Annotated in this window: 10 protein-coding genes and 1 pseudogene; 2 read left to right on the top strand and 9 right to left on the bottom strand. The window is 40.1% G+C overall.

All coding sequences use genetic code 11. The annotated features are described in order from the left end of the window. Positions 1 to 12 precede the first annotated feature (12 nt). Positions 13 to 1,095 carry a LacI family DNA-binding transcriptional regulator gene (locus tag SanaruYs_RS01405; RefSeq protein WP_127120723.1) on the top strand — a complete coding sequence of 361 codons (1,083 nt, stop codon included), beginning with the start codon at positions 13 to 15 and terminating at the stop codon, positions 1,093 to 1,095. On the opposite strand, the gene SanaruYs_RS01400 is transcribed toward SanaruYs_RS01405, so the two are convergent. The 7 genes and pseudogenes from SanaruYs_RS01400 to SanaruYs_RS20530 all read right to left on the bottom strand — a co-directional run. Continuing rightward, entirely contained in the window at positions 1,064 to 2,710 is a 1,647-nt protein-coding gene (locus tag SanaruYs_RS01400) for a UxaA family hydrolase (RefSeq protein ID WP_127120722.1), read from the bottom strand. The two genes, SanaruYs_RS01405 and SanaruYs_RS01400, sit on opposite strands and share 32 nt — an antisense overlap. A gap of 17 nt (positions 2,711 to 2,727) precedes the next feature. Beyond that, the gene (locus tag SanaruYs_RS01395; RefSeq protein WP_127120721.1) at positions 2,728 to 4,026 is read right to left on the bottom strand and encodes an MFS transporter; all 1,299 of its coding nucleotides are present in this window, start codon (positions 4,024 to 4,026) and stop codon (positions 2,728 to 2,730) included. A 61-nt stretch (positions 4,027 to 4,087) separates the two neighbouring features. Continuing rightward, positions 4,088 to 4,753, bottom strand: coding sequence for a beta/alpha barrel domain-containing protein (locus SanaruYs_RS01390; protein ID WP_127120720.1), 666 nt, complete (start codon positions 4,751 to 4,753; stop codon positions 4,088 to 4,090). A gap of 2 nt (positions 4,754 to 4,755) precedes the next feature. Beyond that, on the bottom strand, positions 4,756 to 5,766 hold the full coding sequence (locus SanaruYs_RS01385; RefSeq protein ID WP_127120719.1) for a sugar kinase: 1,011 nt from the start codon (positions 5,764 to 5,766) through the stop codon (positions 4,756 to 4,758). Beyond that, positions 5,766 to 7,178 (bottom strand): glucuronate isomerase, encoded by a 1,413-nt coding sequence (uxaC, locus tag SanaruYs_RS01380; RefSeq protein ID WP_127120718.1) that lies wholly within the window; start codon positions 7,176 to 7,178, stop codon positions 5,766 to 5,768. The genes SanaruYs_RS01385 and uxaC overlap by 1 nt, the downstream gene beginning before the upstream one ends. 298 nt (positions 7,179 to 7,476) lie before the next feature. Next, positions 7,477 to 8,940 (bottom strand): tagaturonate reductase, encoded by a 1,464-nt coding sequence (locus tag SanaruYs_RS01375; protein ID WP_127120717.1) that lies wholly within the window; start codon positions 8,938 to 8,940, stop codon positions 7,477 to 7,479. Between the two features lie 620 nt (positions 8,941 to 9,560). After that, positions 9,561 to 10,046, bottom strand: a pseudogene (locus SanaruYs_RS20530) (ATP-binding cassette domain-containing protein); the annotation flags it as partial. 177 nt (positions 10,047 to 10,223) lie between these two features. Between SanaruYs_RS20530 and SanaruYs_RS01365 the strand changes: the two are divergent. Further along, a complete protein-coding gene (locus tag SanaruYs_RS01365) occupies positions 10,224 to 11,288 on the top strand; it encodes an LLM class flavin-dependent oxidoreductase (RefSeq protein ID WP_127120715.1) in 1,065 nt (354 codons plus the stop codon). Here the strand turns inward: SanaruYs_RS01365 and pgeF are convergent. Next, on the bottom strand, positions 11,269 to 12,048 hold the full coding sequence (gene pgeF / locus SanaruYs_RS01360; protein WP_127120714.1) for a peptidoglycan editing factor PgeF: 780 nt from the start codon (positions 12,046 to 12,048) through the stop codon (positions 11,269 to 11,271). The two genes, SanaruYs_RS01365 and pgeF, sit on opposite strands and share 20 nt — an antisense overlap. Further along, positions 12,041 to 12,586 (bottom strand): hypothetical protein, encoded by a 546-nt coding sequence (locus tag SanaruYs_RS01355; protein WP_127120713.1) that lies wholly within the window; start codon positions 12,584 to 12,586, stop codon positions 12,041 to 12,043. The genes pgeF and SanaruYs_RS01355 overlap by 8 nt, the downstream gene beginning before the upstream one ends. Positions 12,587 to 12,595: the final 9 nt, after the last annotated feature.

Genomic DNA, 12,595 nt, shown 5'->3' with positions numbered 1-12,595 from the left:
AAAAAGGAACACATGAAAAAAGGAAAATCTACGATTCATGACATCGCACGCAAGCTTAACATTACGGCTTCAACTGTATCGCGCGCGTTGAACGATAATCCCCGCATCAGTGAGGCTACTAAAAAAGCGGTACAGCAAGCAGCCAGAAAACTAAACTATCAGCCTAACCACATTGCCGCTGCCTTACGCAATGGCAGAAGCAATATACTCGGCATTATTGTGCCCACCATCGACAGGGGTTTTTTCTCTTCTGTTGTGCGCGGCATTGAAGAGATTGCGAATAATTCACGCTACAATGTAATGATCTGCCAAAGCAATGATAATTACGAAAAAGAAGTGGCTACTGTTGAAGCACTTTTGAGTGCCCGGGTAGATGGCATTATAGCATCGTACGCTAAGGAGACTACCGATTTCACACATTTCTTAAAAGCCAAAGAAAAAGGTATTCCCGTTATTCTATTCGACCGTTCTAACAGTGCGTTGGAAGTAAGTCATGTTTTAATTGATGACTACCTGGGGGCCTATAAAGCTACAGAGCATTTAATTAATCAAGGCTGTAAGCACATTGCACACTTTACCAATACCAGAAAAATAAGTATCTACAAAGAGCGCTTACGCGGATATAAGGAAGCTTTGCAGGCCAATGGTATGGTTTTCGATGAAAGTATGGTTGTGGAAAGTAATTTGCAACTGGCTGATGGTAAAACCAGCATGGAAAAATTATTTAAGGCAAAGAAAAAGCCGGATGCTATTTTTTCAGCCAGTGATTATAGTGCTATGGGTGCTTTACAGTATCTAAAAGAAAAAGGTATTGATGTACCCAATGAAATTAAGATTGTCGGTTTTAGTAATGAAGCCTTTACACATTTAACAGAACCTACCCTGTCTACCGTTGAGCAACACAGTTTGCGGATTGGTAATGCTGCTGCTGAAATCTTTCTGGAAGAAGTAAAGTCAGGTGATAAAAAGTTTATTCCACAAACCGTTGTACTCAAACCAGAGCTTATTGTAAGAGAATCTTCAGTGTCAGGCGTTTCGGTAAACCCAATGAGTCCAATAAAATCTATAAAGAAACCCCACGTTTCCACGGAATAAAATCATCCTGACCAAGACGTGTGGCATGTGTTTCTTTTCTGCCACTTGCCACATCAATAACATATTCCATTAAGGCATGCGCTTTGCTTTCAATACTGTCTTCGCCTGTAATGATCGTTCCTGCATTCACATCAATGATATCACTCATGCGTTCAGTCAATTGATTATTGCTGGATACTTTTATAACTGGCGTAATCGGATTGCCGGTAGGTGTGCCCAGGCCGGTGGTAAACAACATCAAAGTACAGCCTGATCCTGCAAGTGCCGTTGTTGACTCTACATCATTTCCCGGTGTACATAATAGATTTAGTCCCGGCTTTGTTATCTGCTCAGTATAATCCAAAATATCGGTAACCGGAGATGTGCCTCCTTTCTTCGCGGCTCCTGCAGATTTCATAGCATCGGTTATTAAACCATCTTTAATGTTTCCTGGAGAAGGATTCATATCAAAACCTGAACCTGCTTCTTTGGCTCGCTTGTGATAAACATTCATCAAAGAAACAAAACGTTCGGCCAATTCTATACTTGTGCAACGGTCTACAATATTTTGCTCTACACCATTCAGTTCGGGAAATTCTGCCAGTACAGGTGAACCACCCAAGGCTGTAAGCATATCGGAAAAATAACCGAGTAATGGGTTGGCAGATATTCCTGAAAAGCCATCTGATCCGCCACACTCAAGTCCTACCAATAACTTGCCCAATGGTGCGGGTTGGCGTTCACAAGTATTTGCCTGCATCAATCCGGCAAAAGTCTTCTTGATGGAGTCTTCAACAAAGTGCTTTTCTGATTTACTTTCCTGCTGACCGAGTATGTAAAGTGGTTTATCAAAAGAAGGATTAACCCTTTTAATGGCTTCTTCAAAAATTTTTACTTGTGCATTTTGACAACCTAAACTTAAAATGGTTGCTCCTGCCACGTTAGCATTATGTACATAACCTGCTAATAAATTGCACAGTGCCTCACTATCTTGCCTGGTACCCCCACACCCACCGTTGTGTGTTAAAAATTTTACACCATCCACGTTGGGGAAAAGCTTGTTATGTGGCTGTTCTTTTTCAACCACCTGAATATCTGTTTCAATAATACGCTGCACATCTGCACCAGACTGGTATTGCTTGATCAGTTTCTGTACATCCCAGGCTGTAGATTTCTTACCATAACCCAATTCAGATTCCAGTGCTTCCTGTACTGCTTCAATATTTCTATTCTCACAAAACACAAGGGGTATTACCAGCCAATAGTTGGCTACACCTACTTTTCCATCGCTCCTGATGTAACCATCGAAAGTTTTGGTTGTAAAAGGTGAAACGTCCGGGGCTTTCCATCTAAAGTCAGCGGGGCGCACAATCACTTCTGATGCTGCGTGCTTAACATTAAAAGTGGTAATGACTTCACCTTTCTTAATCGGTTGATACGCTTTCCCAATCAGCACACCATACATATAAAGCGGATCGCCCACTTCAAAATTGTTTGCTGCAAATTTATGTTTGGCCTGCACAGGTTGCTGAACTACAATCTCTTCGTTCATCCAGACGATGCGCTCCCCAGCCGGAATATTTTCCAGTGCTACAATCAGATTATCATTCGGATGTATTTTTAACACTCTGCTCATAACGCCTCTACCTGAAATTAATCTACTTTAATGGCAATGCTCTTGGGGGTAAGGAAATGCATTAACACTAAGGCCAATACATAGGCAAAACCACATAATAAAAATAATATGTTATAGCCTGCTGTAAGGTTACCCAATAACTTATAGTGATCTAATAAATATCCCACCACTATTGGAAATAAAAGCCCACCGACAGAACCTGCCATCCCTCCTATACCCACTACGCTGCTCACGGCATGTTTTGGGAAAATGTCACTCACTGTGGTAAAGATATTGGCACTCCATGCCTGATGCGCTGCAGCGGCTAAACTGATCAAACCTACTGCCACCCATACGTTTGTGGTATATTGTGCAAATACAATTGGTATTACACACAAAGCAAAAATCAACATCGACACTCGTCTTGCCTTAAACACAGGCCAACCTCTGCGAATTAACCAACTTGATAAATAGCCACCACCAATACTTCCTATAGTAGTTGCTGTATAGACAATCGCCAAATGAAGACTTGGTTTTTTAAAATCTATTTGGAAAGCTGCAGTGAAATAAGATGGCAACCAGAAAAGGAAAAACCACCATATAGGATCAGTTAATAGTTTACCAATGATGAAAGCCCATGTTTGTTTAAATGATAATAATTTCAACCATGGAATTTTCTTGCTGTTATCCTGCTGTTCTTCTACATCACTGTGTATGTAATCATATTCCGCTTTTCCCAATCGCTTTTGTCTGGCTGGTATTTCATAATATATCCACCAAAAAATTAACCATACAAAACCAATGGCACCTGTCAGAATAAAAGCTTCTTCCCAACCATAAGCGCCCAATATCCAGGGTACAACTATTGGCGCTGCAACGGCACCTATATTGGCACCGCTATTAAAAATACCTGTTGCCAATGCCCTTTCCTTTTTAGGGAACCACTCAGCCACTGCCTTAATCGCTGCAGGAAAATTACCTGATTCACCCAAACCCAATACTGCCCTTACTACACCAAAACCAAAAGTCGTTTTTGCTAATGCATGTGCCATTGCAGCAATACTCCACACCACAATTGAAATAGCATAACCCAATTTAGTACCGATCTTATCAATAATTCTTCCAAAACCTAAAAGGCCAATCGCGTAAGCTGCAGAAAAAGCCATTACAATTCTACTATAATCTGTTTCAGACCAACCTAAGTCTTGCTCCAACACTGGCTTTAATAAACCAATCACCTGTCTGTCTATATAATTGATAGTAGTCGCGAAAAACAACAAGGCACAAATGCGCCAACGATAATTCTCAATAGTCTTGGGATTGATTCCTTGTGTCATGCTCTTAGGTTTAGAAGAATATTAATACGTTTTGAATTTGTGAGTAGTCAATTTGAAATTCTTAATTCTTAATCTGATTAATCATAGACAACGTATCCTTTACACGCTTCTCCATGCCTGACCAGTCTTGTTTGCTTATAAGCTCTTTGGTGAACAATTGAGACCCCATTCCCACTGCTACTACACCTGCATCGAACCAGGCAGTAAGATTGTTGATTGTTGGTTCTACTCCACCCGTAGGCATAAGTTTCACCTCAGGTAGAATGGCGCGTACCGCAGATACGAATGCAGGGCCAAGTACATTGCCAGGAAAAACTTTGATTAAACGTGCACCAAGTTCTTTGGCTTTAACAACTTCTGTTACAGTTCCACAACCGGGAATCCAGGGTGTATAAGAATTTGCTTGAATCGCACACATCGATGGAATTAGCGCTGGAGAAACCACAAATCTTGCCCCTTTGGATAAAAAAGTTTTTGATTCTTCTGTGCTTAGAATAGTACCGATGCCCAAAAGTAAATCAGGATGTTGCGCAGCATAGTTTTGCAATACTTCAAAGTTCTTTAATGCTGCAGCACCCCGATTGGTGAATTCAAAAACTTTTACACCCGCCTGATGACAAACTTTTAAAACAGATAAGCAGATGTCTGCATCGTCATGGTAAAATACCGGAACAATAGCGGATTGCTCAATAGATTGGACAGTTGCTTCTATTAATTGACTTGTCATGTTTAGCGAAGTAGTTTACCCACGTTAATTCCTTGTACTAATTGATTTATTTCTTCCTGTGTGGCGATGAGTGCATCGCCTGGAATGGTATGCTTGAATGCTGCTGCTGCCGTTGCAAAATCTATAGTTTCCTGCAGGGAGTTACTGTGTAAAAGTTTATGAATAAGTCCTGCCATAAATGCGTCACCAGAACCAATGCGATCGACTATATCGTGCAGGTTATACACCTGCGAGGTGTAGAGCTTATTGCCAGCATAAAATATCCCATACAAACTATTTTCAGAGGCATCAATAGTATCACGAACAGTGTTGGCAAACATTTTGGCAGCTGGAAATTGTTTTGTGACCTGTTTACAAACAGATACAAAGGGATCTTCCTCTCCCTGCGGTACAATACCCAAACAATTTTCAAAATCAGTTTTACCGCCAATCACTACATCACAATAGCTGATTAACTCTGGCATAACCTCTTGTGGACTTTTACCATATTGCCAAAGCACTCTTCGATAATTGATATCACCAGAAATTTTTATATTCAGTTTTCTTGCAGCATTAACTGCGGCTAAGCAAGCTTTTGCTGCGCTGGCTGAGATAGCAGGTGTAATGCCTGACCAATGAAACCAGTCAGCTCCATTTAAAATTTCCTCCCAGTTTATATTGCTCGAATCCAGCTTAGCAAAAGCAGAATCATAACGGTCATAGATTACTTTAGATGCACGCACCGAAGCACCATTCTCCAATAGGTAAATACCAATACGTCCTGGTTGTAGCTGTATACTTTCCACACCCACACCAAATTTCCTGAGTGCATGTATGGCCGCATAACCTAAATCATTGTCGGGTAAAACACTTATATGTGAAGTAGTGTTAGACCACTGTGACAGCGCAACACTTACATTGGCTTCCGAACCACCATAAACAACATCAAAAACAGAAGCTTGCTGTAGTCTTTCGTGATGCTGCCCTGAAAGGCGAAGCAAAACTTCTCCAAAGGTTATAATTTTCTTACTCATCAAAAGTTAAAGTAACGTTTTGCATTTGTATATCCTATCCCTTTTACAAGGCTATGCAGTAATTCAATATCATGCGGTAATTCACCACGCACCACATCATTGCCAATAAGGTTGCAGACAATACGTCTGAAATACTCATGACGGGGAAATGAAAGGAAGCTGCGTGAATCAGCAACCATTCCAACAAAGTGTGAAAGCAATCCCATATTCGATAAAGCATTGAGCTGTTTCTCCATGCCATCTTTCTGGTCTAAAAACCACCAGCCACTCCCCCACTGTATCTTACCTGCGCTTGATCCGTCATTAAAATTACCAATCATGGTAGCGAACAACTCGTTGTCTGCAGGATTGAGATTATAGATAATGGTCTTTGCTAATTGATTATTGCTATCTAATTCATTAAAAAAAGCAGCCATTGCTTTCGCCTGTGGGAAATCGCCAATTGAATCGAAGCCCGTGTCTGCTCCTAATTGTTTCATCATGCGCGTACTGTTATTGCGCAAGGCACCAAGGTGGAATTGCTGTACCCAATTTTGCCGGTGATACAATTTGCTTAAATGCAACAAAATAAAACCGCGCAAGGCATCAGCTTCAACCTCAGTAATCTGGTTGCCTGCTCTTACTTGTTTAAACAAGCTATTGGCATTTGATTCTGTCAACCTGATGGATGGCATCATCTCCAGACCGTGATCAGAAACACGACAACCATGTGCTTCGAAGAAAAGTATTTTTTTCTCCAGTACATCCAATAAATCCTGTAGTGTGTCAATTTGTTGATTAGCTGCCTTCCCCAGAACAGTCATGTAGGTATTATAAGCAGTTAAATCGTGAAAGGCATAAGATTTATCAGGACGAAATGTCGGGTACATCCGGAAACTCGCATCTTGCTTTGCAAATGCACTGTGGAATTCTAAAGAATCTGCAGGGTCATCTGTTGTGCAGACCACTTCAACCTTCATTTTTTTGAGTAAGCCTTGAACATGATAATCGTCTTGCTTCAATAAATCATTACATTGCTTATAAATAGAAGTTGCTGTCTTTTCGCTAAGTAACTCTTTTATGCCAAAGTAGTTCTTCAACTCCAAGTGTGTCCAGTGATACAAGGGATTGCGCAAAGTATAGGGTACAGTTTTAGCCCATTGTAAAAACTTTTGATCAGGCGGCTCATTACCTGTGCAGAATTTTTCAGGCACAGCATTAGTGCGCATAGCACGCCATTTATAATGGTCACCTTCTAACCATACTTCTGTAATGGTATTGAACTGTCGGTTCTCAGCAATATCTTTTGGTGATAAGTGGTTATGATAATCAAGGATAGGAAGTGATGAGGCTGTTTTGTGATACAACTCTTCTGCTACTGGAGAGTGTAGTAAAAAATCATCACCTAAAAATTGTTTACTCGTCAATGTCATCTTTCTAAAAAAGTTAAGCGCAAGCCACTATGCACATGATATCTATTAATCGTCTTGTGCATAATAAAACCATTCGGTTTTATGTAGCTTTTTCATCGCTGCCTAAATATAAAGGAATTTTGTGCAATCGATTGCCTAAATATGACAAAAGAAATCGTTACTGTGAAACACTACTAAGGTCAAATTATTGATTATTAGTGCTTTAAATTTTAAAATAATCGGTTTTCTCACAATAAAAAGTGCCAGATATTAGCTTCCGCCTCACCTCTAAACCAGAGTAAATGTCATGATTGGGTGACTACACCTCCTGCCTGTTCAGCTCACGCAAACTCTCTACTATTCCATGTTGATCGATGGTGTAAAGATGTTTACCTGCTTGCTCTACCAGATTAGGAACGGTCGATAAGTCACTCCCCCACCAGTCAGCTCGAGCAAGTAAAGTTGTACACAAAGCTTTTATACCTTCAGGATTATAGGATGCTTTTTTCCAGGCATCTTTAACAGCTTCAATAGTAGCAGGATCATCATTAAGCCGAATCTCTTTGCCAGACTTTAGACCTCTATAAAAAAAGAACAACGCTGCAAAAGCATACGCTAGTCTGGCGGGAACATAACCTCTGCCGCTAGTATGGGCTAACAACGTAGGTAATAAGCGTACTTTAAATTTACCAAAGCTATTTAGGGTAATACTTAACAAGGCATGTTCTATGGCCGGGTTCATGAAACGGGCAAAAACCTCTTCCGCATATCCCTCAAGCTCGGTCTTATCTCCCTCTAACACTGGTATTATTTCCTTATAAACCATTTTGCGAATGTATTCACTCACTTCTTTATGCTCCATGGCTTCTCGCACAGTTGGAATGCCTGCGAGAAAACCAACACAGGCCATGGCGGAGTGCGCACCATTCAAAATCTTTACTTTTCTATTTCTATAAAGCTCAAGGTTTTTAGTAAAAATGACATTGATTCCTGCTTTATCCCAAGGCAATACTTCTTTTAACCAATCCGGTGCTTCTATAACCAGTAAGTGAAACCACTCAGCTGTTACCATCAACTCGTCTTTATAGTGCAATTCTTTCCATATTGCTTCGTGTTCAGTTTTAGGTGCACCCGGAACAATTCGGTCAACCAGTGTATTACAAAAAGTAATTTCTGTATTAATCCATTCTGAAAACGCAGCTGGTAAGTCCCAATGCCTTGCATAAGTTTCAACACAACGTTTCAACACCTCTCCGTTTTTCTCTATTAATTCACATGGCAACACCACAATACGTCCAGTCAATTTGGACTTAAACCTGTGGTACAAGAGTTGTGTAAGCTTTCCCGGAAATGTAGTTGCTAAAGTATCCCCATCTTTGTCTTTATCACTAAAAACAATACCCGATTCTGTAGTATTGGATACAATGAATTGAAGATCAGTATTAATAGCCTCTTGCAAAAATGCACTAAAGTTGTCCTGTGGTTGCACAATCCGTTGCACACAATCAATGCGATAATGCTGCTGCAGGTATTTGCCTTTGTGCAATCCCTTTACTAACACAGTATATAAACCCTGTTGTTCTTCAAGTTTTTTATCTCTTGAAACGGATTGTATAATACTTACTCCTGCATTGAAATCAATTTTGTCATTGGCTTCTTGTACCATCCAGTCAATGAATGCACGTAAAAAGTTACCACTACCAAATTGTAACACTTTTACCGGATAACGCTTGCGCTCAAGTGTAGAAATAGCCGGTAGTTCTTGATTTATATTTTTTGACATTGTCTTGCTTGCTTGAATTTGCAATTGCAATTAGACAATAATTAGAAGGATTGACAAAATTTTTTGAATCCACCCACAATTTTTTTAATCTAACGCGTGTAAGCTTTAGGTTTTGTAGTTGATGTTTTACTTATTTGTCAAATGCAACTTCTTTAATTCAAAGAGACAAAAACTCTTTCTCCACTTCTCAGATCCTGCACGCTCGTATAAATGGTAAGAGAATCCTTTTTCACAGCTACACTTACCTCAAAATAGCTGCCGCAAAAACTCACACTTTCAATGTATGCCTCAACTGCATTGGCTGATGATCTTCGGCTTACCTTGAATGATCCTGGTCTTAACAATTCATTTGTTTTTAACTTTTGCTTTCCCAGTTGTTTTAAAAAAGTTTTAGGTACAACATTGTATTTTCCCATTAAGGCAGCCACGTATTCATCAGCAGGTTCATGGTAAATGTGCTGGACTGCTCCTTCCTGCACAATTTTTCCTTTTCGCATAATCATAACATGCTCGGCCCACGGCAAAATGTCTAATGGATCATGTGATACTAAAATACAGGCTATACCTGTCGACTCAAGCACTTTATCAATTACTTTCCGTAAGCTATTCTTGTGAATGATATCCAGGTTTGAATAGGGTTCGTCTAATAACAATAGTTCCGGATTACTTAACAATTGTCTCGCCAAGGCAATACGTTGTCTTTCACCACCGGAGAGTTCATCAGTTTTGCGACTAAGCAAATGTTGTATTTCGCAAAGTTTAAAAAGTCTATTGGCTTCTTTCTCGCTCTGAAGATTAGCATATTCTAATACTTGCTCTACACGCAAAAACTTTGGGAGTTCAAATAACTGCGACAAGTAAGCAATCTTTGCATGACCAGGAACAAGGGTTTCCAATGGTCCTTTTATCACTTCATTATTAAATACAACCACCCCGCTATCAGCCTGAGCAAGTCCGGCAATCACTTTTAGCAATGTGCTTTTACCGGAGCCAGTCTCGCCTGCAATGACCATTCGTTTGTAATGTTGTTGGTCAAACGAAATACTACGAAGAATGTGTTGCTGTCCTGATTTTTTTGAAATTTTAGAAAGCTTGAGTCCACTCATATACCAAAGGTATTGAAACAAGATTAAAACAGATGAATAAGGAACTTTATTTTATAGCTTGTGTTTTGTACACATCAAATTAAAAAGAGAAGGCGTCTGACGGCTATTTACTTTGGCAATCAGCGGTCTGACGACTCAAAACTATTTGGAGATAATAATTGATCATTCTAAAGATTTATGGAATTAGGATTATACAGCTTTGTTGAAATGGGTAAAGACCCAGCTACCGGTAAAACCATTAGTGGAGCTGAGCGCATGCAAAATCTGATGGAAGAAATTACGCTAGCTGATCAGGTTGGCCTGGATGTTTTTGCTTTGGGCGAACATCATCGTGCGGATTACTTAATATCCTCACCTCCTGTTGCTTTGGCTGCCGCTGCCGTTCTCACCAAGCAGATTAAACTTTCCAGTGCCGTAACGGTACTTAGCTCAGAAGATCCTGTTCGAGTATTCCAGCAATTTGCAACGGTAGACCTATTGTCTGGAGGTCGTGCTGAGATGATGGCAGGGCGAGGATCATTTGTTGAGTCCTTCCCACTTTTTGGTTTCGACTTAAAAGATTACGATACGCTTTTTACAGAGAAGTTGGAGATGCTGATTAAACTGAATGAGCAAGAGCGTATTACGTGGAAAGGAAAACACAGAGCTGAGGTTAATAACCTCGGAGTATACCCAAGACCACATCAGCAAAAAATTCCGCTTTGGATAGCCATTGGTGGCACGCCTGAATCGATTGCCAGAGCAGCCACACTTGACTTGCCGTTAGCACTTGCTATCATTGGTGGCAGTCCTGCACAATTTGTTCCTCACATCAAATACTACAGAGATACTAAGCAACAATTGGGGCACACAAGTCCTGTTCAGGTTAGCATAAATTCACATACTTTCATTGCCGACACCTCACAAAAAGCAGCTGATGAATTCTATCCTGCTTATGCCGCTGTAATGTCGCGTATTGGTGGAGAACGGGGTTGGCCTCCTATGGAAAGAGAACAATATGAAAATATGCGTAGTCCGAAAGGTTCTTTATTAGTAGGCAGTCCACAACAGGTGATTGATAAGATTTTATTTGAACATGAATTGTTTGGTCATACACGATTCTTAGCCCAAATGATGGGACCTATGCCGCATAAACAGATGCTCCGATCTATCGAACTCTTTGGAACGGAAGTGGCACCGGCAGTACGGAAGGCTTTGGGTGTTCCCCAAAAAGTAACTGACCCTAGCGCGGTAACAACCTAATACCTGCTGCAAAGCGTCCAATGTCACCTTTGCGAGCAGAGAAGAAATGTTGATTGTGAATAACCGTACAGGCATTTGCAACCGCTATGTTTTCAGGCTTTACACCAAAAGAGGTTAGCTGTATATAGTTTGCTTGCCAAAGATCAAGTTTCGCTTTACCATTCTCCTGCAACTGCAAAAGAACATCTGCATTGTTAAACGACTTGCGCACAGCATCCGCTACTTCGTGGCCAACTTCGTAAGAAGCCTGGCAAACAGATGGACCGATTGCAGCCACAACATCCACACCATGAGTACCAAATTCACGTTGCATGGCTTGCAGTGTTTTAGTTAAAATATGGGCTACCGTTCCCTTCCATCCGGAATGCACAGCACCTACTGCCTGATTTTTCTTATCATACAAAAGAATAGGCACACAATCAGCAGACATTACTGCAATACAAACATTAGTATCGTTAGTAATAAGGGCATCAGTTTCTTCAAGGGAATCTTTATTTGTGCTCACATCAACTTTTAAGATGTGATCTTTGTGAACTTGCCTGGGAATGTATAATTGTTCGAAGTCTAATCCGATTGTTTTCGTCAACTGCTTCCTATTTACTTCTACAAGCAATGGATCTGGTGAAGTGCTGTAGCTCAGGTTAAAATCAATCTCATTAAACGATTTACGGTCGGTTACAAAATGTGTAATATTTTTCTCTTCATATAATTTCGAAAACTGCCAGAGTTTTAAGTCTCCAATATTCTTCAGTTCAATCATTTTTAACTAATCCATTTAACTCAAACCATTGCTTGGCAGATTTTGATACTTTCTCTACAGTCACTTTCTTCGCTATTTGCTCTTGTGCCCTTACTATCGATTTACTGATCATGTTGTGAGCAATTACTTCATCTTCCTGCGTACCCATTTTATACATCAACTCACGCATTCGATCTCCACCAAAAATACTAAAGAAGGGTTCATCCAATGCAGAGAGTACTGGAACATTATTTAGTCCCATGTGGACAAAAAGGTTTTGTTCTTTTTTAATCAATGGATAATGTTCAACAAAAATCAGAAGTTTACCAGGTACTTTTTCACGATTCAGATGCTCTGCCATCAACACATTAATTGATTCCTCATCTAGAGAGAGATTTTTCTTTAATTCCTGAGCAGTAGCTTCAAACCAAACCACAAAAATAGTATCAGGGTTGGCTTTTAACATTTTTTGGCATGCTCGAAATTTAGCTTCTGTTGTTAACCATACCTGGTCATTTACAGAAATATATTTCTCTTTACTTTTGAATAAGCCGAACATTAATATGAT

This window comes from Chryseotalea sanaruensis (assembly GCF_003990915.1).
GTDB lineage: Bacteria > Bacteroidota > Bacteroidia > Cytophagales > Cyclobacteriaceae > Chryseotalea > Chryseotalea sanaruensis.
This window is presented reverse-complemented; position numbering and strand designations above follow the sequence as displayed.